The organism is Candidatus Paceibacterota bacterium (assembly GCA_030583765.1).
Taxonomy (GTDB): domain Bacteria; phylum Patescibacteriota; class Minisyncoccia; order 2-02-FULL-40-12; family GWA2-44-9.
In genome coordinates this window covers 120,836-145,439 of record CP129474.1, presented here as the reverse complement: position 1 = coordinate 145,439, position 24,604 = coordinate 120,836, and the positions used below count along the sequence as shown (strand labels likewise).

30 protein-coding genes, 1 tRNA gene and 2 pseudogenes are annotated in these 24,604 nt (G+C 49.3%); 30 read left to right on the top strand and 3 right to left on the bottom strand.

The genetic code is table 11. The features are described 5' to 3' along the window. The first annotated feature begins 17 nt into the window (after positions 1-17). Together dnaX and QY311_00765 are read left to right on the top strand one after the other, a co-directional pair. Positions 18-1,094 carry a DNA polymerase III subunit gamma/tau gene (gene dnaX / locus QY311_00770; GenBank protein WKZ27275.1) on the top strand — a complete coding sequence of 359 codons (1,077 nt, stop codon included), beginning with the start codon at positions 18-20 and terminating at the stop codon, positions 1,092-1,094. Continuing rightward, on the top strand, positions 1,091-2,263 hold the full coding sequence (locus QY311_00765) for an MFS transporter (protein WKZ27274.1): 1,173 nt from the start codon (positions 1,091-1,093) through the stop codon (positions 2,261-2,263). Before dnaX ends, QY311_00765 begins: the two co-directional genes overlap by 4 nt. Before the next feature lie 49 nt (positions 2,264-2,312). Here the strand turns inward: QY311_00765 and QY311_00760 are convergent, their stop codons facing one another. Beyond that, on the bottom strand, positions 2,313-3,026 hold the full coding sequence (locus tag QY311_00760; GenBank protein ID WKZ27273.1) for a hypothetical protein: 714 nt from the start codon (positions 3,024-3,026) through the stop codon (positions 2,313-2,315). A 235-nt stretch (positions 3,027-3,261) separates the two neighbouring features. Between QY311_00760 and QY311_00755 the strand changes: the two genes are divergently transcribed. From QY311_00755 to QY311_00745, 3 genes are all read left to right on the top strand, one after another. Continuing rightward, positions 3,262-3,492, top strand: coding sequence for a hypothetical protein (locus QY311_00755; GenBank protein WKZ27272.1), 231 nt, complete (start codon positions 3,262-3,264; stop codon positions 3,490-3,492). Between the two features lie 81 nt (positions 3,493-3,573). Next, positions 3,574-3,644, top strand: a tRNA-Gln gene (locus tag QY311_00750). 293 nt (positions 3,645-3,937) lie between these two features. After that, positions 3,938-4,462 (top strand): GrpB family protein, encoded by a 525-nt coding sequence (locus tag QY311_00745; GenBank protein ID WKZ27271.1) that lies wholly within the window; start codon positions 3,938-3,940, stop codon positions 4,460-4,462. Here QY311_00745 and QY311_00740 read toward each other — a convergent pair. Next, entirely contained in the window at positions 4,448-4,609 is a 162-nt protein-coding gene (locus QY311_00740) for a hypothetical protein (protein ID WKZ27270.1), read from the bottom strand. The genes QY311_00745 and QY311_00740 overlap by 15 nt on opposite strands. Between QY311_00740 and QY311_00735 the strand changes: the two genes are divergently transcribed. The 14 genes and pseudogenes from QY311_00735 (at position 4,608) to QY311_00670 (ending at position 16,172) form a co-directional block, all read left to right on the top strand. Then, the gene (locus QY311_00735; GenBank protein WKZ27269.1) at positions 4,608-5,057 is read left to right on the top strand and encodes a DUF2975 domain-containing protein; all 450 of its coding nucleotides are present in this window, start codon (positions 4,608-4,610) and stop codon (positions 5,055-5,057) included. The genes QY311_00740 and QY311_00735 overlap by 2 nt on opposite strands. 163 nt (positions 5,058-5,220) lie before the next feature. Then, complete coding sequence (locus QY311_00730) at positions 5,221-5,628, top strand: Fic family protein (GenBank protein WKZ27268.1); 408 nt, start codon at positions 5,221-5,223, stop codon at positions 5,626-5,628. Between the two features lie 44 nt (positions 5,629-5,672). Further along, on the top strand, positions 5,673-6,083 hold the full coding sequence (locus tag QY311_00725) for a DUF2177 family protein (GenBank protein WKZ27267.1): 411 nt from the start codon (positions 5,673-5,675) through the stop codon (positions 6,081-6,083). Beyond that, positions 6,074-6,433: pseudogene (locus QY311_00720) on the top strand (methionine-R-sulfoxide reductase). Before QY311_00725 ends, QY311_00720 begins: the two are co-directional and overlap by 10 nt. Positions 6,434-6,839: 406 nt before the next feature. Continuing rightward, positions 6,840-8,873, top strand: coding sequence for a prolyl oligopeptidase family serine peptidase (locus tag QY311_00715; protein WKZ27266.1), 2,034 nt, complete (start codon positions 6,840-6,842; stop codon positions 8,871-8,873). A gap of 10 nt (positions 8,874-8,883) precedes the next feature. Then, a complete protein-coding gene (locus QY311_00710; protein ID WKZ27265.1) occupies positions 8,884-9,228 on the top strand; it encodes a hypothetical protein in 345 nt (114 codons plus the stop codon). Continuing rightward, positions 9,209-9,628 carry a hypothetical protein gene (locus QY311_00705; GenBank protein ID WKZ27264.1) on the top strand — a complete coding sequence of 140 codons (420 nt, stop codon included), beginning with the start codon at positions 9,209-9,211 and terminating at the stop codon, positions 9,626-9,628. Before QY311_00710 ends, QY311_00705 begins: the two co-directional genes overlap by 20 nt. Before the next feature lie 51 nt (positions 9,629-9,679). Then, positions 9,680-11,233 (top strand): serine protease, encoded by a 1,554-nt coding sequence (locus tag QY311_00700; GenBank protein ID WKZ27263.1) that lies wholly within the window; start codon positions 9,680-9,682, stop codon positions 11,231-11,233. 75 nt (positions 11,234-11,308) lie between these two features. Next, positions 11,309-11,968: a GIY-YIG nuclease family protein gene (locus QY311_00695; protein WKZ27262.1), complete on the top strand. Its 660-nt coding sequence runs from the start codon at positions 11,309-11,311 to the stop codon at positions 11,966-11,968. Positions 11,969-11,970: 2 nt separating this feature from the next. After that, positions 11,971-12,783, top strand: a complete 813-nt coding sequence (locus QY311_00690) for a site-specific DNA-methyltransferase (protein ID WKZ27261.1) — start codon at positions 11,971-11,973, stop codon at positions 12,781-12,783. Next, positions 12,780-13,424 (top strand): MutH/Sau3AI family endonuclease, encoded by a 645-nt coding sequence (locus QY311_00685; GenBank protein ID WKZ27260.1) that lies wholly within the window; start codon positions 12,780-12,782, stop codon positions 13,422-13,424. The genes QY311_00690 and QY311_00685 overlap by 4 nt, the downstream gene beginning before the upstream one ends. 3 nt (positions 13,425-13,427) lie before the next feature. Continuing rightward, complete coding sequence (locus QY311_00680) at positions 13,428-15,290, top strand: AAA family ATPase (GenBank protein ID WKZ27259.1); 1,863 nt, start codon at positions 13,428-13,430, stop codon at positions 15,288-15,290. Between the two features lie 118 nt (positions 15,291-15,408). Next, positions 15,409-15,819, top strand: a complete 411-nt coding sequence (locus QY311_00675) for a DUF2177 family protein (GenBank protein WKZ27258.1) — start codon at positions 15,409-15,411, stop codon at positions 15,817-15,819. Continuing rightward, positions 15,810-16,172, top strand: a pseudogene (locus tag QY311_00670) (methionine-R-sulfoxide reductase). Before QY311_00675 ends, QY311_00670 begins: the two are co-directional and overlap by 10 nt. A gap of 36 nt (positions 16,173-16,208) precedes the next feature. Here QY311_00670 and QY311_00665 read toward each other — a convergent pair. Next, complete coding sequence (locus QY311_00665; protein WKZ27257.1) at positions 16,209-16,931, bottom strand: hypothetical protein; 723 nt, start codon at positions 16,929-16,931, stop codon at positions 16,209-16,211. Positions 16,932-16,961: 30 nt separating this feature from the next. On the opposite strand from QY311_00665, the gene QY311_00660 reads away from it, so the two are divergent. From QY311_00660 to QY311_00610, 11 genes are all read left to right on the top strand, one after another. Continuing rightward, positions 16,962-17,516 (top strand): GNAT family N-acetyltransferase, encoded by a 555-nt coding sequence (locus QY311_00660; protein ID WKZ27256.1) that lies wholly within the window; start codon positions 16,962-16,964, stop codon positions 17,514-17,516. Positions 17,517-17,848: 332 nt separating this feature from the next. Beyond that, positions 17,849-18,844, top strand: coding sequence for a hypothetical protein (locus QY311_00655; GenBank protein WKZ27255.1), 996 nt, complete (start codon positions 17,849-17,851; stop codon positions 18,842-18,844). A 41-nt stretch (positions 18,845-18,885) separates the two neighbouring features. After that, positions 18,886-19,137: a YbaB/EbfC family nucleoid-associated protein gene (locus QY311_00650; protein ID WKZ27254.1), complete on the top strand. Its 252-nt coding sequence runs from the start codon at positions 18,886-18,888 to the stop codon at positions 19,135-19,137. Continuing rightward, positions 19,137-20,222, top strand: a complete 1,086-nt coding sequence (locus tag QY311_00645) for a winged helix DNA-binding domain-containing protein (protein ID WKZ27253.1) — start codon at positions 19,137-19,139, stop codon at positions 20,220-20,222. The genes QY311_00650 and QY311_00645 overlap by 1 nt, the downstream gene beginning before the upstream one ends. 4 nt (positions 20,223-20,226) lie before the next feature. Beyond that, positions 20,227-21,261 carry a hypothetical protein gene (locus QY311_00640; GenBank protein WKZ27252.1) on the top strand — a complete coding sequence of 345 codons (1,035 nt, stop codon included), beginning with the start codon at positions 20,227-20,229 and terminating at the stop codon, positions 21,259-21,261. Positions 21,262-21,272: 11 nt separating this feature from the next. Further along, on the top strand, positions 21,273-21,695 hold the full coding sequence (gene dut / locus QY311_00635; protein WKZ27251.1) for a dUTP diphosphatase: 423 nt from the start codon (positions 21,273-21,275) through the stop codon (positions 21,693-21,695). Between the two features lie 38 nt (positions 21,696-21,733). After that, the gene (locus tag QY311_00630) at positions 21,734-22,852 is read left to right on the top strand and encodes a quinone-dependent dihydroorotate dehydrogenase (GenBank protein WKZ27250.1); all 1,119 of its coding nucleotides are present in this window, start codon (positions 21,734-21,736) and stop codon (positions 22,850-22,852) included. A gap of 19 nt (positions 22,853-22,871) precedes the next feature. After that, the gene (locus QY311_00625; GenBank protein ID WKZ27249.1) at positions 22,872-23,366 is read left to right on the top strand and encodes a hypothetical protein; all 495 of its coding nucleotides are present in this window, start codon (positions 22,872-22,874) and stop codon (positions 23,364-23,366) included. Between the two features lie 6 nt (positions 23,367-23,372). Further along, positions 23,373-23,618, top strand: coding sequence for a DUF3977 family protein (locus QY311_00620; GenBank protein WKZ27248.1), 246 nt, complete (start codon positions 23,373-23,375; stop codon positions 23,616-23,618). Positions 23,619-24,021: 403 nt separating this feature from the next. After that, positions 24,022-24,222, top strand: coding sequence for a hypothetical protein (locus QY311_00615; protein ID WKZ27247.1), 201 nt, complete (start codon positions 24,022-24,024; stop codon positions 24,220-24,222). 45 nt (positions 24,223-24,267) lie between these two features. Continuing rightward, a complete protein-coding gene (locus QY311_00610; GenBank protein WKZ27246.1) occupies positions 24,268-24,546 on the top strand; it encodes a hypothetical protein in 279 nt (92 codons plus the stop codon). Positions 24,547-24,604 lie beyond the last annotated feature (58 nt).

Below are 24,604 nucleotides of genomic sequence, written 5' to 3'. Positions count from 1 at the left end.
TCTGGTAAGGTGCCTCTATGTTGTATCGTACGCATCGTCCGCATACATTCGCTGATGTTGTCGGCCAGGAGCACGTTGTGCGCACGCTCAAGGGCGCGCTGACGAGCGGGCGCATTGCGCACGCATATCTCTTTACAGGGCCCCGTGGTACGGGGAAAACAACGCTTGCGCGCATCTTTGCAAAAGCGGTGATGTGCCAGAATCGTGGTAAGAACGGTGAGCCGGACAACACCTGCCCGCACTGCGTTGCGGTGGATAACGGGTCGTCAATGGATTTGATCGAAATCGACGGCGCTTCTCATGGCCGCGTTGATGAAATTCGCGCGCTGAAAGAATCTGCGGCAGTTGCCGCCTCAAGCGCGCAGAAAAAGATCTTCCTCATTGATGAAGTGCACATGGTGACTACGGGTGCGTTTAACGCGCTCCTTAAAGTGCTTGAAGAGCCGCCCTCGCATGTGATGTTTCTCTTTGCGACAACGGATCCGCAGAAGATTCCTGCAACAGTGCTCTCGCGTGTTCAGCGCTATGATCTCCGACGCCTCACGATTCCTGAGATAGCTGATAAACTATTGCGCATTGCGAAAGAAGAAAACATGCCGTTGAAGCCTGATGCCGCTCACGTGATTGCCGCCGCGGCAGACGGGGCGCTTCGTGACGCAGAGGTACTCCTCTCCAAGATGCATGGCATGGATGTTCCGGCACTAGATGTTGCCACGGTAACTGACGCGCTCGGGCTCGTGCCCCACGCCCTGCACCCAGAGTTTTTTGGATATCTCGTAGCGAACGATCGTGCCAGCGCACTCGCATTTTTGGCACGCATTACAGAGGCGGGGATTAACCTTGATATTTTCGCACGTGATTTTCTTGAATATGCGCGTGCGGCGATGATCGCCCATGCCAACCCAGCGCTCCTTGCGGGAGTTGGTGGGGTGCATGATCACGCCATACTCGCCGCGCATGGCAAGGCGTGCACAGCGGAACAGCACATTCGTATCATTATGGCATTCACCGATGCGCGCGCACGCATGCGCACCGCATCTCTTCCACAACTTCCCCTTGAGCTCGCGGTGTTAGAGCTTATGCTGGGAGTATGATCAATGTCATCTTGCTGGGGATCACGTCACTCCTTACGGATCTTTCCAGTGAAATGATCGTTCCGATTCTCCCGTTCTTTATTCAATCCCTCGGCGGTGGCGGACTGGCCATCGGATTGGCGTTTGGTGTTGGCGATGCCGTCGCCGCGCTGATGAAAGTGTTCTCTGGATATTGGGCAGACCGCACAAAGCGTTTCAAGACTTTTGTTTTCATTGGCTACTTCTTTTCTGCATTTGCAAAATTTTTCTACCCGTTCATTTCAAGCTGGCAGAGCATTGCTGTCCTCCGCCCCATTGAACGCCTAGGAAAGGGGTTTCGTGATGCGCCACGTGACGCCATTATTTCAGAATCAGTGCCGCAGAATATGCGCGGCAAAGCATTTGGCGTCCAGCGCGCCATGGACAGCGTCGGCGCCCTTATTGGCTCCGTTGCAGTGTTGGTGCTCTTTCTTATCTTCGGGCTTTCTCTTCAAACACTCTTTTTCTTTGCGGCGCTCATTGGCCTTGTTGCCGTTTTCCCTATTTTCTTTGTGCGCGTGCCTAATAACCTTACACTTTCGCGCAAGCGTATTGGATTTGGTGAGCTCCCCCTGAAGGCGCGCTACTTTATTGCGATTGCAACCGTGTTTGCAATAGCCAATTTTAGCAATGCATTTTTCATCCTCCGCGCACAGAGCCTGTTTACTGACCTCTCATTCCAAGACTCGCTTTCGCTTGCGCTGGTGCTATACATCTTTTTTGGCATTTTTGATGCCGTGTTTTCAGAGCCTGCAGGAGCGCTCTCTGACCAGCTTGGACGCCGCCGCATTATTCTTACCGGCTACTTACTCTTTAGTGTAGTGTCGCTTGGGTTTATGACTGTGCCACATATTGCAAGCACAACAGTGTCACAGTTTCTCGTGATGCTTATATTTTTTGCGCTGTATGGTGTCTTCCGCGCCTTCATCGACGCATCACAGCGTGCCATGGTTGCGGATCTTTCAGATCCAGGCCAACGTGCTACTGCGCTGGGCACGTTTGAAGCGGCAACAGGGCTCGCTGCCATCCCCGCAGGTCTTATCGCCGGTTTTCTGTGGGACTTTTCTCCCGCGCTCACGTTTGCGCATGGATTCGGGTTTAGTATTCTCGCAAGCGCGCTGTTGCTCGTGTTCATTCGCGGCCAGAAATAGTTTTTATAAAAACGAAGCCCCAGGGATTGCCTGGGGCTGAAGAGGAGTGTTATGACCAGTTGTCGACGATCCGGCGAAGCGCATCAACGCGTGCCGCCGTCTGCCACGGGAGCAGTTTGAAGATCTGTACGAGCCGCTCCATGCGCATCGTCTCGCGCAGTTCGAAGCGTGCAACGTCTTCGATGTTCTTCAAGCAGGTTGCTTGTAGCTCGTGGCCGTTGTAGAACCGTTCCAGCATGCCCCACACAGTGTTGAGGTGCTGAAGGTTCCGCTCTCGTGTTGCGATCTGGATCGCGTGCTGCACGATCGTCTCTGTGAGGTGTCCTGCGGTGGGCGCGTATTCCAGCAGATTCCAGACCGCTTCAAACGAAGCAGCGTTCTTCGCTTTCACCATCCCGATCTTCATGAGCCGCTCCAGTGCCAATTGGCGCACAGGGCTACTCGTGGGGGCGTTGCGAAAGATGACCCCGAGCTCTTCGTAGGTCTTGGCGCGGTTGGCGAGCCACCACTCGAGGATGTGTTCCACGAGCGGGTGTTCGGGCCCTACTTCTTCTACTGCGCGAGCGATGATGGTGCGCAAGCCATCACACGAATGAGCGATTGTAAGCGCCTTGTCCGAGCGCTCGCACAAACGCACATCATCAGCGTGGATGAGGTTAAGTGCTTGGCGCACCTCCATAGCCGAGATTCCGAGCGTTATTGCGACGTTTTCGACGTGCCGCTCTTGCTGCGCTCTGTTTGCCACAGTGCCTCCTTGGCGCACGGTATACCATAATAGGGGAGGCGCGTAAAGAAAAGAGCAAGGTGCGTGACGCCTTGCTCATTGTTTTCTGCAGTGGAGTGAGAAACTGGAGACCTCCTTGTGAAATGGTTGTTCTTTGAGAGTGGCCCACGCGCGCCTCTCCCACCTGTGCTGATATATTATACACTAAAAATGCAAAAATAACAAGAGTTTTTTGACCGTCTGCACTTCTTGCTGTACACTACAACGTCCGGAGGTGAAGATGGTGGAGATGGCAGTGGGTGTGCTCGCAACCGCTATCGCGGTGTGTGGCACGCTCTCGTTCTTTCTGGGCATGATGGCGGCTGGATCCCTGGTGGCACGCTGGTGTGGCGCCGAGGGGTGCCCGATGAGCATCGTCACGCCCGCATTCGAAGCAAAACTGGCGGGGGGAGCTTTCACGGTTGCCGCGCTGTGCTTCGGGTGCATCGGAGTGCTGGCCGCGTAGGCCATGGCTGGTGGGTGTTGCCCGTGCGACACCTCCCAGCCGCCTTTTATTTTCCCCATCTTTCCTGTATTCTTGCCCTATTGCGGGGTCGTCTAATGGTAGGACAGCGGCCTTTGAAGCCGTGAATCTTGGTTCGAGTCCAAGCCCCGCAGCAAGCGACTGAAGAGGAGCGCAGTGCCCAGCGCCAGTAGGCGGCGGGTACAAGCCTTAATGCAAAGCCCGCCCTTGTGGCGGGTCTTGCATTATTCTATCGTTGGAGGGCCTGGACTCGAACAGGATAGGGGTCGGGAAAGGAAAGTCCTTTCCCGTGGTGGAAATATTAAAACCGCAAGGTTTTAAAGAGTGAGCCTGAGGATAGCGAAGCAGCCGAAGGCGACACGAGTGAGATTCCAGGCCCCGCAGCCAAGTCGTGATAGGTTATCCCGCTCGAGGAGCTTACTAAAACATGATTACCGAAGCCCAAGAAAAATACTTAGCCTCGTTGCCTGACGGCAAAATTATTGAGGTCAAACCATTTGATCCACATGTTCAGGAGGTGGCGAATGAACTCATATCTCAAATAAGAGAAGCTCTTCCTGGCGTAGATTTACATTTTGGTGGAGCCTCTGCACTTGGAATTGCAGGCCAGAACGATATCGATATCTCAATCTTGTATGAAGCGCCTGAGTTCGATAAGTACTTTTCTGTGCTAGAAAAACTATTTGGAACTCCCTCTCGCATAAGCACGTCACCAAAGAATAAATCAGTAAAATGGGAGTTCAAAAAAGATGGTTTTGAAATTGAGCTTTATATTACACTGAGAGGTTCTCCTGCATTTGAAGAACAAAGAAAAGTATTTGAGCTTTTATCGCAGAGTAAGGCATTGCGAGATGAGTATAAACAAACCAAGCTACCATATGGCCCGATTGATTTTAAGGACTATATGCGAAAGAAGTATGAATTTTTTAATAAAATTTTAGAGGATAGCTAGCGCTCGAGACCCGTCGTTTGTGGTAAGATTGGCATAGTTTAAATATCCTTTCTGGACTTGACCCGATTTCGGTTCTAGCTCGAGGAGGCCAGCAAGGAGCGAAGGCGACACGAGTGAGATTCCAGGCCCCTTAAGTTTTTTATCCATGCAATTCCTCCCAACCCTCTTTCTTAAAGCCATCACCATACTCATCGGCATTGGTGCGCTCGCATTCCTGCTCGTCGAGCCCCACTTTGAAGGCAGAAACATGAACGCCACTCTCTTTGAAATCTACTTTACCGATCCCTTCCTCGCATACGCATACATCGCCTCTATTCCGTTCTTTATCGCGCTCTATCAGGCGTTTCAACTCTTAGGTAGCGTTGGACGAGGCGAAACACTCTCGCACCATGCAGTGAAAGCTCTGCGCACAATCCGCCACTGCGCACTGGCCATCATCGGCTTTGTGGTGCCAGGAATGATTTTCATACGTTTCTTCAGTGGCAGTGACGACCCCGCTGGCGGCATCGCCATGGGTGCTCTCATCATTCTTGGCTCCCTCATCGCCGCCGCCACGGCATCAACCCTCGAACGGGTAGCGCAACGTGGGCGCTGATTGCTTTGGACATTATAAATCTTACTGTGGTATTATAGGCATATGAAGAAAGTACTTGAATTTCTTTGGCGCAAAACACGAAAGGGCGCCGCGCCCGATCTGAACAAGGTGACCGAAAAACAACTCCGTAGGAATATGGAAGTTTTTAAGTCTTTGCGAGATTATGATGCAGGAAAAAAAGACATACCTACCCATAACGTCCGAAAACATTTGCCACGCATACGTGTTGCTCCATAGAGAAGGCCTCGTATCTTTCCCGCTTACTGAAGAGGGCAAAAAGAAGGTTGCTGCGATAGTTGCAAACATAAATGGTCCGTATTTTGGACACGAAATATATAACACCCCAGAAGAAAAAGCGGTGGCGTTTTTGTATTTTCTCATTAAAGATCACCCGTTCATTGATGGCAATAAACGAACCGCGTGTCTCGTGTTTGAGGTTCTCTGTGACATAAATAAACTAGCCCCTCGCTTCAACGAGTTTAGTCTCGATGCACTTGCAGTGTTTATTGAAGGAATACGTGATCCCAACCACCACGGGGCCATAAAAAACATCACGGACATTCTTTTTTAGAACCTAGCATTCCTATGGGTGAGGGCGTAGAATAAAACTTATCCATGAACCCACTCACTTCTTATCTCGCTACATTAGTGCCACTCGCAGTGCTCGATGCGCTCTGGTTGCTGGTGATCGCAAAAGGATTCTATGCAGAGCGCATGGGCTTCTTGTTCCAGAAAACAATCAACCTTGCACCCGTTGCACTCTTCTATCCGCTCTATGCCCTCGCTGTCTACGGCCTTGTGGTAGCGCCAGCAGTAGTGAGCGGTTCGTGGAGTGAAGCGCTCTGGCGCGGTGCTCTCTTAGGCCTTGCCGCCTACGGAGCCTACGATCTCACCAACCATGCGACCATCGCTAACTGGCCACTCGTGATCACCGTGGTTGATATCCTCTGGGGCATGGCTGTCACCGCGCTCACTTCGGTGGCGGCATTCTGGGCTATCATGGCACTGAAAAAGACATGGATGTAACACCTCAGCCACTCACCGAAGAAGAGAAGCGCATCATTCTCGAAAAGGGGACCGAGGAACCATTTTCTGGCGCCTATGTGCACACCACGACAGCGGGCACATATACGTGCCGGCAGTGCGGCGCAGCACTCTATCGCTCTGAAGCAAAATTTGATTCTGGATGTGGCTGGCCCAGTTTTGATGATGAAATTCAGGGAGCCGTCCGTCGCACCATTGATGCCGACGGTGTGCGCACCGAGATCACCTGTGCACGCTGTGGCGGACACCTTGGCCACGTGTTTGAAGGCGAACAGCTCACTCCAAGGAACATACGCCACTGTGTGAACTCACTTTCCATGGTATTCACGCCGGATACACCCGGTGCGGAATAGTGCCTTCTCGCTCGGATCGTGCATATTGACTCCTTGCTTTTTTATTGTATCATTTCAGTGCCCTCACCCGTTTCTTTGAGGGAGAAAGAGAGACGCCATGGGTCGCGACTGCAACCACAGCGGCAAGTGCGGTACCAAGAACCACACCGGCAACAGCAGCCACGGGTGGTGCAAGTACTGCAAGAAGTGCAACCGCTGATCGCCAGGTCGTGACATGGGGGAGGCTCGCATAGCTCCCCCATGTTTTTAATTTGACGGCTAGCAATAGCCGCCTTTTCTTTTTGTTGAACCTAGTATTCCCATATGTGAGCGTGTAGGCTAAGATGCAATAAGAAATCGAGTAATACATCACAGACCGTCGTGGACAAAATCTCTACGTTATTTCATGAATATCCCTAAAACAAAAAAAGAGAATATTTTAGAAGAAATACACGGCTACAGCATCGCAGATCCCTATCGCTGGCTAGAAGGCGCAGAAAACGTGGAGGTGCGAGAGTGGATTAAAGCTCAAAATCACGCCGTTGACGAAAGCTTAAAAGGAGAGCTTTTCTCCAGTTTCTCCGATGAACTCGTAGCTAACTTTAAGGTAGTCAACTTCTCTAACCCCATGCCAGTGCGTGGCAAGTATTTTTACACAGAACGACAACCAAATGAAGATCAGCCAGTGCTCTATATGAAGCGAGGTCTCGACGGTCAGCCAGTCGTTTTGTGCAATCCTAATGGTCAGCGGGATGGCAACACCATCACTATTGATTTCTGGAACGTTTCGAGGAGTGGCAAGTATGTCGCTTATGGAATCTCCGAAGGGGGCGATGAGATGGCAACGCTGTATGTAAAGGATACCGATACGAATCAAAATCTTCCCGACGCGATCATCCGCTGTAGATACTCTGATGTCCGATGGCTGCCGGATGATTCCGGTTTCTTCTATACGCGCAATCCGCGACCAGGGACGGTTCCTAAAAACGAAGAGCATCTCCATGTAAAAGTATATCTCCACAAGCTTGGCGATGACCCAGATGCCGATGAACTTATTTTTGGAGCCGATCGTCCGAAAGATGACATGCTGGGGCTCACCCTATCTCCCGACGGCAGATATCTTGGCATTGAAGCGTCGCAAACGTGGACAGAGAACGAGATATACATATACGACAGCACCACAAAGAGCGTGAGAGCTTTGGTGACTGACATTCCGGCAAAATTCTCCATTTTCTTCCTGAGTGGAAAGGTGCTCCTACGAACGAACTATAAAGCAAATAACTACCGCATTCTCCAGTCGTCATATGAGGAGATGTATCGTTCCCTGGATGAGTGGCAGGAATTCATACCTGCGCGGGAGTCCGTACTTACGACGTGCCGCGCTACAAAGAGTAAGATTCTCGTAGAATATCTCGTCAACGCATGTCTTGAGGCCCATATATTTGACTATGATGGGAAATTGCTAGAGAAAATTCCGCTCCCAGCACATGCGACCATGGCGGGCATTACTACCAATAGGTTTGAGGAGGAATTCTTCTATGGTGTGGAATCGTTCCTTTTTCCAAAGATTGTATACCGATATGATCCGGAGACACGAACGTACTCCGAATACCGCGCGACAGACAACCCAATCGATGCAACGGAATATATCGTAAAACAGGAATGGTATCACTCCAAGGATGGCACCAAGATTCCTATTTTTATCATGCACGGGAAGGATATCCAGTTGGACGCTAACAACCCAACAATTCTCTATGGGTATGGTGGCTTTGCGGTAATTCAGGCCCCTTCGTTCTTGCGCAGTTGGGTTCCTTGGTTTCAGAGGGGTGGGATTTTTGCTATCGCAAATATCCGTGGAGGAGGCGAGTTTGGCGAAGCGTGGCATACCGATGGCATCAAAGAATTAAAACAGAATTCTTTTGACGATTTTATCGCAGCCGGTGAATATCTTGTTGCGCAAAAATACACGGATCCGCAACATCTTGGCATTCTCGGCGGAAGTAACGGTGGCCTCCTCGTATCTGCCGTGGGCGTCCAGCGGCCCGAGCTCTGGAGCGCAGTGTGCTCGCGTGTGCCACTGACTGATATGGTGCGCTTTCCTCAATTTGGCATTGCTATGCGTTGGGTGCATGAATACGGTGATCCAGCGATAAAAGAAGACCTTGGGAACATCTTGCGATGGAGTCCTTATCACAACGTGCGTGAGAATGTAGAGTATCCCCATTTTCTCTTCACCACTGGCGAGAAAGATACGCGTGTTGATCCACTCCACGCCCGCAAGATGGCCGCGAGACTCCAAGAGGTGAATAAGCATAATCAGGTACTCATATTTACAGAACTTGATGCCGGCCACGGTTCGGGGAAACCTATTATTAAAATTGTTGAGAGCCAGGCGTTGACGCTGTCTTTCTTTGCACGTCATCTCCAGCTTGCAGACTAAAAGCCTATCTATGTCATTCGAAAACCCATCAACGCCCGCACCAGAACGCAAAGAAAAAGAACTTACCCTTGCAGAACGTTTAGGAGAAGCCCTCCGCACCGAAGGCCTTGCAGGGGAGCGCACCAAACAGTGCATTCAAGAGTGGTGGACTGCGCGTGAAGCCCTTTCCGACGAAGCACGGTGGGAGGCGGATCTGCAACGTGCCGAGATCCTCTTCTCTGCAGGCTTCGTGAACGAAGCGCTTGAGGAATACGAATCCATCGCCCAACAAGCCTACGAAGCCCAGAAAGACGACATCGTCGCCCGTTGTGACGAACGCATTGAAGCGATCACACATGAAAGCCCTTCAATATAAAAAGTTACTCAAACAATTACTAGATATATGCTCCGAGCTTACCCGAGATACCGGCAGGCCCTTTACTCTTGATGGGTTTGCGATCGGGAGTTCGGGGGAGGTGTGGGCACAATGGCAATATGGTCTCACGCTCCATCGCCCCGGTAATCCATATATAGACGCAGAATGGGGTAAGTACGATGTTCAGATAAAAACAACACAACATGGTTCCATCCAATTAACGAAAAAATCTCCAAAAGATCTTTTGCTTTTAGTATTACAACTACAGCCAGACGGAGATTTTAAAGAAAAATATAATGGCGAAGTTGCGCTGTTGTTTAGAGAGAAGCAGAAATCTTTTTCATTAGGTCGCCTAGCTGAGCTGAACAAAAAAGCGAAGATTAAAATAACAAAGAAATAGCCCCTTTCTTCTTTCGGCGTTTGCGCGTATAACGTATGCATAACAGAGGGTATGCATCCATTTATACAGAAATTGCGTGAAACGCGCTCTCGCTGGCTCGCAACGTCATGGGACATCCGCATGGCGGTCTTTTATACTCTTTTACTCGTCGTCATCATTATTTTCTCAGATAATGAGCGTACGGGATTAGAGGACTTCTTGTCCGTTGGCGTCCCTTTTCTTATATGTACGGCCGGCCTTGTGATACAGGGATACCGCGTTGGAGAGGAATATGAATGGTCCGAGTCGTTGAGCCGAAAACAGAGACCGCTCCTTCTCCTAGGCATGCTCTGTGGCTTTGCGGGCCTGCTAGCACTTTCATTCATTGACTATCCCGAAACGCCCCAATGGCGCTATGTGCTTTTAAATATTACTACGGCACTCATTTTCTCCACGGCTTGGTTTATGTTTGGCTTTCTCACGCCGTTTGGCTTTAAATTATTTGCTGACTATGGTGGTGATGCATTTTTAGAGCGTCTCATGCAACGAAAGTGGCTTCCGCGCCCAATCATCTTGCTCCGCATCGTGTCAGCTATCGTACTATTGATGCTAGTGGCAGGCGCATGGCTCGCGTACACAACACTTGAGAGACTTGCAGACATTGAGCGCGCTCTTGGCGGGAGAGAGGCATTACAATGCAGTGCGCAAGACACCATTGCGGAAGCAGGCCCTTCCGTTGTACGCATCATCGGAGCCTTTGGAGAGGGAAGTGGCTTTGCTGTAAAAGAGCATTTCATCCTCACCAACTATCACGTCATTGATGGCGAACCAAGCCCCAAAATAGTATATGCAGACGGATCATTTGAAGCAGGCATCATTGTGGATGGCCATCCAGGATTGGATTTAGCGCTCATTTCCGTGGAACGGAACATGCGCCCCCTCCCGTGGGAAGCCTGGCAGAATGCGCAATTGGGCCAACAGCTGTTTATTCTCGGCTACCCTTACGGCGGTTCGCTGAACGGAGAGGTTACCGTAAACCGTGCTACGATTAGTGCATTTCGTGGCAATAAGGCAGGCGAGCGGCACTACCTGCAAACAGATGGCGGCCTTGTCGAGGGCATGAGTGGCGGCCCGATGATTACTTTTTGCGGCAGGGTGGTGGGCATTAACGCCGCAGGTGGTGAAAGTTTGAGCATCGGCATCAGTACTGATATTGCGCGGGAGTGGGTGGATGAATCATTGCGCATTGGCACGAGTGTGCCGTGGGATAATCCCGACAAAGACATTAACCCCAACGCATCGCCCATTGATACGGTCCGTGCCTATTACCACTACATCAGTGCGCGCAACTACGAAGCGGCATTCGCCTTACTCTCTTCGCATTTTATCGGCAGGGTTACCTATGCAGATTGGGTTGTGGGATTTGAAACACAGCTCCAAACCGCCGTTTACCACATAACCGCTGATCCGAAGAACCATTCCCGCGTATTCGTAGAGCTAGAATCAACAGACCTTATTGACGGCGACATTGTCTACCGCTCTTTCGTTGGTTCCTGGACCGTCCGCTCTGTTGGCGGCCAGCTGCGCCTTTGGGAGTCCAACATCCAAGAGGTGTATGATGAATAGGCGGCCAATCCCCGATTGCCTTTCTTGTGTGTTTTTGAGAGGATAATGGCAGAAAAGCTATGTGTCTAGTTATCTATGAGCCAAATCGTTTATATTTTAAAAAACGAAGCAATGCCCGAGTATATAAAAATAGGGTTTACTCATGGCGATGTTAAGGAAAGACTAAGGCAGCTAGATCGGACAGGTGTGCCGCTTCCTTTTGAGGTCTATTACGCGGCAACCGTTGAAGACGCTGAAAGAGAGGAAAAATGGCTTCACTCTATTTTCGCAGACCGTCGTGCGCGAGTTAACCGAGAGTTTTTTAAAATGAATCCAGAATATGCGGCACTTGCATTAAAGCGAGCAGAAATTAGAGAAGTTAGTATTGACAGTGGCTTAACCCAAGAGCAAGAGAAGGAGGTCGACGAAGTAAAGACAAGGCGCTCAAAATTTCATTTTGGGAAATACGGGATACCTATTGGATCGAAACTCACTTTTACAAGAGATTCCAACATAGTTGCTGAAGTAGTAGAGGGCGACAAAATAAAAATCGGAGATAAGATTGATTTTCTATCAAATATGGCTCGTGATTTATTGGGATATAAGCGGAGACCGCAAGGTACGTTATATTTTGAGTATGAAGATGAAATTTTAGACGATCGACGACGAAGGATGGACGAAGGGGAGTCTGAGGCCATGGAGGGGGCTGGTGACGCATGGCTGCAGATGCAAGCTGATATAGAGAGAGGAAAATAGTTATGCAAAAACCCTATTATCAAAAAGACGACTTCGTTTTATACCAAGCAAATTGTCTGGATATTCTCGCTGACATCCCCGAAAATTCAATTGATATGGTTTTTGCTGATCCGCCTTATCTTCTCTCAAACGGCGGGTTCACCGTTCACGCCGGACGGCGTGTGAGCGTAAACAAGGGAGAATGGGACAAAAGCAACGGACTAAAAAAAGATTTTGAATTTCATCTTGAATGGGTGCAAGCCGTCAAACGAGTGCTGAAGCCGCACGGCACGATTTGGATTAGTGGGACTTATCACTCCATTTACCAATGCGGCTTTGCTCTCCAAGTTGCGGGTTTTCATGTTCTCAATGATATTGCGTGGTTCAAACCGAACGCATCACCGAATTTGAGTTGCCGTTTTTTCACCGCAAGCCATGAAACGCTTATTTGGGCAAGAAAAGATAAAAAAGCAAAACATATTTTCAATTACGACTTGATGAAAAATGGCACTTGGCCGGAGGACGCGTTGAAAAAGCCCGGACTTCAAATGCGTTCGGTTTGGTCTATGGGAACACCAAAAGCGATTGAAAAAAAGTACGGCAAACATCCAACGCAAAAACCGGAAGATTTGCTAAAACGAGTTGTCCTTTCAAGCACGAACAAAGGTGACATTGTTCTTGATCCGTTTACCGGAAGTTCAACAACGGGAATTGCCGCGCATTTGTTCGGCAGAAAATTTATCGGAATTGATTTGGACAAAAAGTTTTTGGATGTATCAATAAAGCGATTTGAGGATTTGGATCGAAATATGAAAAATAAGAAATCAAAAGTATGAAAATCGTAACCCGCGCAACCGCCATAAAAAATCTGAAAAAGTATATCGGTAAAGACCTTGCCGAGCTTGCGCCTCAATTTGGAATCAATCCTTATCTGAATGGCAAGCAAAACAAGGGCTGGAAAGGCCTTGTTTTGGAGCGGTTGGCAGGACTTCAAACAAACGTATCAAAAGCACCAAATGGGCTTACTTACGAATTAAAATCTGTTGCTTTTCACGAGATGAAAGAAATTCTCGTGCCCAAAGAAACAATGGCGATTACAATGATAAATTCTGAAGAATTGAAAGCCCATTCGTTTTTTGAAAGCCATGTTTGGGCAAAACTCAAAACCATTGTGTTTTGCGCGGTGCAATGGGACGGCTTAAACGCCAAAGGATCAAAACTTTTGCGGGTAGCGAGTTTGGATTTTGCCGAGGATGACGAATTGATACAGGAAATAAAGGCCGATTATGATTTTATCCGCGCAAAACTTATCAAACACGGGTTTACCGCGCTTACTGGTAAAGACGGAAAGTGGATACAGGCGCGAACAAAAGGAATCGGTGGCGTGAACCCGCGGACAGGAGAACGCCGTCCCATTACTCGCGCGTTTTACGCGCGAACGGGGTTAGTGAAAAAGATTTTTGAAATTGCGAGTTAAATTATGAAACTTATAAAATTCCGCGTAACAGAATACAAATCAATTAAAGATTCCGGCTATTGCTGGCTTGCTTCTGACGTAACAACACTTGCTGGGAAGAATGAGTCCGGGAAAAGCGGAATTTTGGAAGCGTTGCGAGATTTTGATACCAACATTGAGAAAATATCCGATGAGGCGTTACCACTTGATCAAAGTGGGGAACCAATGATTGAATTGGTCTTTGATGCCGATAAGGCAACCCTTGATGCTATTGCACAAGAAAAAAGTATAACTATTGATAAAGCCACACGCGAGCACATCGCAAAAAATGGTGTAGCGATTTTTAAGTATTTTGACGGAAGTTATGATTTATCCGATGAAGCACTCGAAAAATTGCTTGATAAATCGGTAAGCGACAAGAATGCTCAAATTATTACAAAGATAAAAACTTCGTTAGACAAATTAAAAAAGATAGACGGATTGACCGATCTTGTCGATCCTAAAATATCCGGTTCTATTGAAGAAATAAAAAATGCGTTGACGCAATTTGTCGCTCAAGCAACAGCAAAGGCAGCCGCAATTACTGAAACCGAAAAGAAAAGTCAGGCTGATTCAATTATTGCGACAATTACTGCCGAAAATGGCACATTACAAAGCCCGACCGCTTCAGATGTTTTTCTTGAAGAAATCCAAGCATATATTCCAAATTTTATATTCTTCAGTGACTTTCTCGATATTTTGCCTTTTGAACTTCCGCTTGCTGAAGCAAAAAACAATAAACCCGTGAGTGATTTTGCGAAAGTCGCCGGTTTAAGCTTAGACGACGTAGTAAAAACCACTAATACTCAATTACGGCGAAATCTATTAAGTAAACATTCTGCCAGTATCACCGGCGACTTTATGGGATATTGGGGCCAAAATCAACTTGATTTAGTCGCAGAGGCCGACGGAGACAAGTTGCGTCTTGGAGTTAGAGAGGCCGGAAAAACGATGCTTTTCAAACCAGAGCAGAGAAGTAAGGGCTTTCAATGGTTTTTATCATTCTACCTGCGACTCAATGCGGAAAAAGACGAAACGAATATAATCTTAATTGACGAGCCCGGACTTTATCTCCACGCGAAAGCGCAAAAAGATGTTTTGAAAGTTTTTGAAGAAATTGCAAAGGAGTCGCAAGTTATTTTTAGCACACATTCCCCGTATCTCATTGACGCTCAACGTTTAGATAGAGTACGTCTCGTTATTAAGGACGATGCCAACGGAACAAAAGTTGAGAATAAAATCCATAAAAACGCTGATAACGAAACACTGACTCCGATTATTACAGCAATCGGCCTTGATTTGACGCAAGATTTTTCAATCGCCGGAAAGCACAATGTTTTACTTGAGGGAATTTCGGATTACTATTTTCTGCAAGCCCTCAAAGAATTTATGACGAAGGGAAAAACAACTAATGCAAATCTTATCCCGTGTGTTGGTGCGCCGAAGGCGCCACAGATAGCATCTTTGCTTTTGGGTTGGGATTTGGAGTTTTTAGCGGTTTTAGATAATGATGCCGAAGGTAAGAGAATCGCGAAAGAGCTTGCGGAAAAATTAGCGGTTCCAGAGAATAAAATAATTCCAGTTTCTGACCAAGATGGAAATTCGATAGAGGATTTGTTCACCCATGACGATTTCAACAATTTTGTTCTTGATGATGGAAAGAGTAAGGATAAAGCCGTCGCTAATTCAAAATTTTTGAAAGATCAAAAAATAGATAAGGTACTCCTTTCCAAAAAGTTTTTTGAGAAAGTCAAAACTGATAAATCCAAAATTACTTTGTCGCAGGATACTATCAAAAATTTTGAAGTAATATTTGATAAGATAGCGACGGGCTTTAGCAATTCATAATGCCGCCGCCAAAATTTCCGTCCGTCCCCGCAAGAACACGGCGGAAGGGGGGGGTGTGGGGGGAAGGAATTTTTGCCCGTGCTTCTGTGCGAGGCACGGCATGTAGTATACTGTGCGCATGAACTCATTCCTTGCCTATCTTGCTACGCTCGTGCCACTCGCAGTGTTCGATGCGCTCTGGTTGATGGTGATTGCAAAAGGATTCTATGCAGAGCGCATGGGCTTCTTGTTCCAGAAAACAATCAACCTCGCTCCCGTTGTGCTTTTCTACCCGCTCTATGCCCTTGCTGTCTACGGCCTTGTGGTAGCGCCTGCTGTGGCGAGTGGTTCGTGGGGTGAAGTGTTGTGGCGGGGTGCCCTCTTGGGGCTTGCTGCCTACGGAGCCTACGATCTCACTAATCATGCAACCATTGCCAAATGGCCACTCGTGATCACCGTGGTTGATATCCTCTGGGGTGTTGTGGTAACGGCGCTGACATCGGTAACTGCGCTGTGGATCATCGCGGCATTAAAACGAACATGGATGTAGCACGAAAACCACTTACTGAAGAGGAGAAGCACGTCATTCTCGAAAAGGGAACCGAGGCGCCGTTTTCTGGTGCCTACGTGCACACTACGGCACGGGGGACCTATGTTTGCCGGCAATGTGGAGCGCCGCTGTACCATTCCGAAGCAAAGTTTGATTCCGGGTGCGGCTGGCCTAGTTTTGATGATGCAATCGCGGGAGCGGTGACGCGCACGCGTGATGCTGATGGTGTGCGCACAGAAATCACCTGCACGCGTTGCGGCGGGCACTTAGGACACGTGTTTGAAGGCGAACAGCTCACCCCAAAGAACATCCGCCACTGCGTGAACTCCCTTTCCATGGAATTTATCCCTGACGAACAATAGCGCATCTCTCTTTCACTCTGGGATTTTTTATTGTGTAGAGCGTGCAAAAAGCTCGTCAACGTGAGCAAGCAACTGGCGTGGGCTGAGTTTCTCGTTGCGTAGGCGTCGGAGCTCCTCGTGGTTATCTGTCGCGAATGTACGTAACGTCCGTGAATAATGGTGAAGCTCTGGTATACCCGTTTCGTATTCTTGAGTTAAAAGCGCGATAGCAACCTCGGTGGCCTCTTGAGGATGGCGGAGTGTGAACCCTTCGCTTTTCCACGTGCGCATACAGTAGGCGAAGGCAATATGCAAAAACTCGTGGCGTAAAAGATTGGTTGAAAAGTGCTCAAGAAGCTCTGGGGGGCGGATGCCCAGAGAAATGGCATTGTCAGAAGAGAGCGCCCATTCGTGTGGAGTTACTACAATATATGTGTTGATAGGAATGGATACTTGAAAGCGTTCTGCGGTTTTACACTCGATTGCGGTGATGATCTCTTTGACTTTTTCGCTATTCAATAGCTCGTACATGCGATGCACGGATGGCCTATATTTCCTATCGAGCTGCCAGAGAACGTAGTGCGCGACGAGTACACGGAGCATGCGAGGCATGCGTTTTATCTGCATTGCCTTTCGGACAAAGAGAGGTAATGGGAAGTCTTTAATAAGGCCTTGGTGATGCCAGAGAGCCTCAGAGATAAAGAATGCACGAAGTGTTTGAGATGTGGCGATTTGCATGGGTGGAATGATGTTGACAGTATATGTGATCATCCGTATTATGCAAACCAAGGGGAGGCTTGTATGAGTTTTGTAATCTCGTTGTCTCCCGTCTCTGTGGCGCATTTTGAGCAGCTGCTGGCGTGGAGAAACCAAGACGACTTCGTACGTTTTGTTACGCACCGTAAGTACGCCGTCTCATCTGAGGTCTTCGCACGAGAATTGGCGCATGACTTTGAGTGCGATCGTAAAGAGCAGTTTTTGTGCAGTACGGGTACCGGCGTACCTTGCGGGACGGCGATCATCTACGAGGATGGCGACCGCACTCAGCTTCTCGTTTCTGTCTTCATTGATACTCAATTCCGTCACGCTGGTTACGGCATCCTTGCAACGGTTGCGGCGGTGGAGTACGCATTTCGTTATCTTCGAGCAGAAAGCGTTAGGTTTGACGTCTGCAAAGAGAATAAAAATGCGGCCGCACTGTTGCGAAGGTGCGCATTACTGGAACAGCAGCACGCATCACGCAAAGACCTCATTTCTTTCGTGATCACAGAGCAAAGTTTCGCAAACATTCTGCGAGGTAGCCGAACGTTTGGCGCCTTGCGTGGACGTTACACAATCACTAGCCAAGGAGGCTAACGTGGGAAAACAGGACAGAACCGAACGAGCCGACGTGAAATACTGGCAGGGGAACAACAAGAACGTGGTGGCGGAGTCCGAGGTGCGTGTCTCGCGCACATCGGATCCCGAGGCGAACACTCGTGCGTACCACGGCACTCCGAGTGGTCACGTCACGGAGCACAAGGACGGGAGCCTCTGGAAGACCGACTCGTCCGGAACCCGCAAGATTTCCGAAGGTTCCTCTGGTGGGTCCGGCAAGTAGCACGTAGTTCTTCTTCCCAGGGTGGGGCGCGGCCTCCACTCTGGGATTTTTATTGTGTGCGCGGACGCGAACGCGGTATACTGCATGCATGAAAGAGGGCATGCCGCTTCCGCAGAAAGAGAAAAAAGATATTCGTCCGGTGTTGGATGTGCTTCGTCGCGCCGCGGTAATGGGCATGCTTGGTGTGGCAACGGCGCAAGGCGCGGAAAGCGCGGAATCAAAGGCATACACGGGCCACGCACATGAAGAATCTTCTGCAGAAACAACAACGCACAGTGAACGAGCAAGCGCCGATGTGGTGACTGAAGCACAAATCCGCACCATGCTTCGCTATGACATGGGTGAACGCATGTTTTTAGGCACGGAAACAAAACTAACCCGTGTAGCAGAAGGCCGTGGCGAGTGGGGTGGTGTTTCTTTCTCTACTATTCAAGAGCTGATGGATCGCGGTGAAGGGGTGCCAGTCATTGGCCACACGCATCCGCTTTCGGTATATCGCAATGTGGGATACTCCACAGAAGAGATAGAAACACTGCGTGCGCGCGGTGAAGCACCCGCGCCCATGCCTCCCAGCTTCACTGATATCATCGGCGCCATTGATGCGGCGGAACATTTTCGTGAGAGTGACACCGCAATTCGTGGGCGTGTCTATGACCCTACGGGCATGTGGGAATATTCCGTTGATGAAGAGCATACTGCCGTGCGTACGTTCCTCCGTTTTCGTGAAGGCTTAGAGCGCGCGGTAAACGATGCGCTAACTGCCGAAGAGCATGCGCAGATGCGGGAGTGGGGCATACAAGACGCACACCCAGCAAAGCGCATAGAACAGGTGCGCAAGAAGGTGAATGGCGTTCCCATTGCTGCAAAGATGCAAATGGCCATGATGCGCTTCACCGCCTCACTTCCAGAAAGGACGCTACGTGTTGTGGAGCGCTTTGCGAGTTTAGAAACGCTGAGTGTGCAACTGGCGAGTGCGAAACGGAACGCGGCTGATTCCAAGCAGATTGCGCGTGCTATAGACACCTACATCACTTCGTGCGAACGTTTGGGCATCTCGATTTCATACCAAGCATATCAGCAGTAGTGGTTGCGGGTCGGCGCAGGGGTGCGGTATAGTGCTTTTCTATGTTTGACCAACTGAAACAAATCATGGAGTTGCGAAAGATGCAGGAAGAAATCAAAAAGCACGTTGTTGTGGTGGAGCGACGTGGCGTGAAGCTTTCTATGCGAGGTGATTTCGAAGTAACTCATCTTGCGCTCAATGACCAACTTGATGCGCGCACGCAGTCAACCGTGGTTGTGGCGCTTTTGAAAGAAGCTCGCGAGAAGATTCAAAAGGAGCTAGCACAGAAACTCGCCGGCTCAATGTCTGCCTAATGGATATTTCTGACATTGCACTCATTCGGTTGCAGAACCAGCACATCGGGAGTGCGCCATTTCATAAGCCTAAAGACGTGGTGCACCACTTGGGTGCCGTACAGGCGCAAGATCTCCCCAGCGCGTTCTGGGCTGTGGGTTTGCGCATGAAACGTGCGAACGAACAGACTATTCTTGATGCACTTGCAGAGGGGAGCATTGTGCGTACGTGGCCTATGCGTTCCACGCTTCACTTTGTTGCGCGGGAAGACGTGCGCTGGATGCTCGATCTCATGACTCCCCGCGTCCTCTCCGCCTATGGGCACCGCATGCGTTTTCACGGGATTACCACGGCAACCTATGACAAAAGCAGAATGCTTTTTGAAAAAGCGCTGAAGGGCGGTAAGGCGCTGGTGCGCGAAGAACTCTACGCCATTCTCGAGGCGGCGGGTATTCCTGCAAGGCGAGCAAGTTTGGGTTTACACATCATTGGGCGCTTAGCGCATGAGCAACTGCTCTGTTTTGGTCCGCGACGAGGCAAGCAACAAACGCTGGTGCTGTTAGATGAATGGGTGCCTCGCAAAGGAAAGCCGCGCGAGCGAGATGACGCATTGCGTGAATTGGCGATTCGCTACTTTACCAGCCACGGTCCTGCGCAAGAAAAGGATCTCGCATGGTGGTCGGGGCTTGCTCTGAAAGATGTTCGTGCGGGGATTGCGCACGCGGGGAAAGCGCTGGCGAGTGTAGAGGTTGAAGGCGCAACCTATTGGATGGCGCCACAGCGAGCCGTTCCTAAGGTAACGGGCACCGCATTTCTCCTTCCGGCGTTTGATGAATTTTTTGTTGCCTACCGCGACCGTAGTGCTTCGCTGGAGGCATTGCATGCGCACCACATTAACCCAGGCGCCAATGGCATGTTGCAACCTATTATCGTGGTTGATGGGCAAGTGCTGGGCACATGGAAGCGGGCGATCGTAAAAGATGCGGTGCAGATTTCACTACACTTTTTTGATAAACCTTCTGCAAAAGTAAAAACTGCAGTGCACGAGGCAGGCGAGCGCTACGCGCATTTTCTTGGTACAATGGCACAGATAAACGGACTATAAAAACATGGGAGAAAAAACTCACTTTGAGCACATCGTCGGCGGGAGCGAAAAAGATAAAGAAGAGGTTTCTGAATTTCTCCAAAATCTTTTTTCAAATCCCCCCGAAGCCTTCGCGCCATTTGAGCTGGAAAAGACGCCGGAAGATCTCGCAGTTATAAGGGAGGTTCAAGGACTAGTAGATGAGATCGCTGTACTATATGGAGGCGCGGCGAAGCATTTGCCGATAGAAAATATACACATTCTTAAGCCGGGCGCTGTATTTGAACTTACACGGGGAAAGCTTCGTGATGGTATCCATAAACCCCTTTCTCTCCATGTTGGCGTAGAGAAGCGATCATCAAAAATTCCTTTCTGTGGAAGCCTTGCACACGAGCTCTTTCACGCAAAAGGCTTTAAATCTTTTTATATTCGACCCGATGGTGAGGGGGCTCTCTATCGTAGTGGCATTCAAATGATTGATCAAAAAGATTCTTCCGTAGAGCTTGGTGATGAAAAAGAGTACTTTGCTCAGCTTGAAGAGGCTATTGTTACAGAATGCGCATCACAGCTGGTGGCAATGTTGGGGGAACGTGGCTTTTTTGGCGAAGAATATAAAGCTATGAAAGAATTGCATGATTTGGCGAATGCATACCATCAGCGTCTAGGTTGGACGCAGCAGCAGATGCAGGAGTATGCAGAGGAAACGGAATATGTAGAGGATCCGATCCGTACGCTTGAAACAATTAAAGCAGCATATCCGTCCGAAGATAAATGGCCTGCATACGCCGCGGGTCTTATTGATGGAATGAAACAACACGGAGCCGTTGAAATGAAAGAAAGATATTTCGAGCGCAAAAAGTTTAATGCGCTCCTTGACGAGCTTGTAGAGAAATCACAGGGCGTATATATGCAGCGGTCTGATATTTTTGCCGAATTTGCGAAAGCACATTTTTCTGGACGCTATCTCCCATTAGCACGCATTGTGGAGGGTATTTTAGGAAAAGGTGCTTTTCGTAGGATAGCAAACGATTTTAGTGAGATGCCAAACCAAAAGAAGTAACCTCACACATTATGAAACTCAATATTCAGCTTTTGCGCTCAGACGCCATGATGCCCAGCTATGCTAACAGCGGTGATGCGGGCATGGATCTCTATACGGTTACGCGCGTGGTGATAAAACCAAAACAGCTTGTGGTGGTGCCTACGGGGATCGCAATGGCGCTTCCACGGGGTACAGTGGGGCTTATTTGGGACAAAAGCGGACTCGCAACAAAGCATGGGCTCAAGGTGATGGGCGGCGTGATTGATTCTGGCTATCGGGGTGAAGTACAGGTGGGGATCATCAACCTTGGCACGAAAGCCGTAACGCTCGAAGCCGGACATAAAGTAGCGCAGATGCTTATACAAAAAGTGGAGCATGTTTCTCTTAAAAAAGTTGCCTCCCTTTCCGCAACTAAACGTGGTGCGAATGGCTTTGGTTCGAGCGGAAAGTAGCTTGCAGGGGATTTCTAAGAGGCGTACAGTTGGGAGGCATGGCATTCGCGATTGGCGTCCTTTACCGCCACATTGTAAAACCTATTCTGTTTTTGTTTCCGGCAGATCTCGTGCATGAGTGGGCGCTTACCATGGGGGAGTGGTTTGGGCGCTTTTCGTTCACGCGCGGCATCGCGGGTGCGTTTCTCTCTTTCGCGCACCCGAGTCTACAGACCGAGGTCGCAGGCATCTCTTTCCAAAATCCTGTTGGGCTGGCTGCTGGTTTTGATTACAACGGGCGACTTATTCATATTATCCCAAGCGTGGGATTTGGGTTTCATACCATTGGCACGGTCACCCATCTTCCCTATGAGGGTAACCCGCGCCCCATGCTAGGCCGCCTGCCTCGCTCGCAGGCCCTGTTAGTGAACAAGGGGTTTAAGAACGCCGGTGTGGAGCACATCCTTTCTCAGGTGCCGCTACATGCTCGGGGGCCAGTGGGGATAAGCATTGGTTCCACGAATCGCCCCTACCCTTCATTTGATGCGGTGGTAGCGGACATCGTGAGCGGTTTTCAAAAGGCGATTGAGCATCCTCTCTTCTCCTATTTTGAATTAAACATTAGCTGTCCGAACCTTATTCACGTGACGTCGTTTCAAGAGCGCCCTGATACGCCCGAAGGATTGGCACGCATTCTCTCTGCACTCTCCGCTCTTCCTCTCTCGCGCCCAGTGTTCATAAAAATGCCACTTGAGCGCACGCGCGAAGAAATAGATGCACTGGTTGCGGTTGCAGAGCCGTTTATGTTTATTCGCGGGTTTGTGTTTTCGAATCTGGTGAAGGATCGCAGTAACCCGCGCCTTGATCCGCAGGAAGTCGCGAGTGCGGGCAAGGGTAATTTCAGCGGTGCGCCAACGCGCGAGGGGGCAAACGCGTTGATTAGCCACGTGGCGCAACATTACGGCAAGCGTTTTATCATCATTGGATGCGGCGGTATATTTACCGCAGAGGATGCGTATGAAAAAATCCGCCTTGGCGCATCGCTCGTGCAGATGATCACGGGCATGGTCTACTTCGGCCCACAGCGGATTGGAGAGATTAATAAAGGATTAGTGCGCCTCTTAAAGCGAGACGGATACGCGCACATTCATGAAGCGGTGGGAGCGGCGCATCGTTAAACGTATGGTAGTATTGGGTATGCGTTATATCATTCTTCTTATTGTTGTTATGTGCGGTGGTTGGTTACTATGGCAAAAAGGGGACACCATTCCTGGATATGCGAGTGATTACGGAAATGCGGCGTATGTTATAGAAGGTACGCGCGTGCAATTAGTAGATGGTGCCGCGGAATCTGATGGCGTTATTACACAAGAGTTTGGCAACGAAGTGACGGGGGACATGTCAGGCGACGGCATCGCGGATGTCGCGTTCATCTTGGCGCAGCAGCCTGGCGGCACGGGTACCTTTTACTACATCGCCGTTGCCCGTGGTTTCGAGAGTGGTTACGTGGGCACGAATGCTCTCTTATTAGGTGATCGCATCGCACCGCAAACAACTGAATTGCGCGACGGCGTTATTATCGTGAATTACGCAGACCGAAAGCCTGGAGAGCCTATGACTGCTGACCCTTCGGTTGGGGTCTCTCGAATGTTCCGTATAGAGAATAATGTCCTAAAAGAGGTTTCTCGATAGATTGCTATGAAGTATCTTTTTGCCGAGATGGGAATAGGAAATGGCAGCTTCTTTTCCACAGAAATAGAAGAGGGGTTGAACGAGCGTCGTGTTTCACAATTTCTTCTCCCTAAAAAAATCTCCGATTACTACATGCGAATATGGATTTGGAAAAGAGTGCTCGTCATTTCGACAAAAGACGGCATAAAAATAAAGGCCAAGGATATAAAGAGATTTAAGTTCTTGCTTGGTATTGGCGGAGAGAGTGAGTAGAACGCATACATGAGAGGGTATTGACTTTTTTAGCGAAATATGATAGTATTACCACACTGAGCAGTAGAGCTCACCACCTCTCACTTTCAGGGCTTCAGAAAGCCAGTATCCCTGCCTGACGGCAGGCAGGTCGTATCTATTTCGTTAGATTCTAGCTATCTTTCAGGCATATAGACTCGTAAGCATTTCGCTTTATTTTGTCACTCGGCCTCAGCAAACATAGTTAGGTATTGGTTTTCTAAAACACTGAACAGCTCAGTCATCTCGGTTTGAGAGAAACAAAAAGCACCACGCAATGTGGTGTTTTTTGTTTGCTAGGGGGATTGATTTTTAAAAGATTAATTCTATATTATGGAAAGGACGTTTGGCCGTTTAACGTCGTTCTTTTGAAAAGGAGAAGCCCATGGGCTTCTGGAAGGCAAGCAAGCCACACGACTCGGACAGTCCGATCGGGCGGCACATCGACGTGTACCATACGGATGATCGAGGCAAGCGTGATCAGCCGCATCATACCGACATGAAGATCGACTACGACGAGTCCAAGCCGACCACGCAGGACATCCGCACGGACCTGCCGCAGACGGTGGACCTTCGCAACAAGTAGTCGGAGGAGAGCTGGGCATCTCAAAAAACTGCCCCCTATTTTTATATGGATATTCCGATCTCTCATACAAAAGGAGTGCTTTCTTCGGGTGACGCATGGGACGAAGCTCTGTTAGAACGAGTGCGCTCTCTTGCGAGTACTCTTTCTTTCGCAACGTTGGCAATAGTGTGGCTCCGCGAACGACAAGCTGCAGGGGCTTCTGAAGAGACGGTGCGCCAGCTCATGCGCGACCTCTCGCATTTTTCACATCAAGAACTTGTCGATCTTATCCATGAATTGGGCCCGGGTGCTGGGGAGCGGATTCTTAAAGAATTTGGAGAATAGAAGTAGGTATTGGTTTTCTAAAACACTGAACAGCTCAGATATCTCGGTTTCAGAGAAA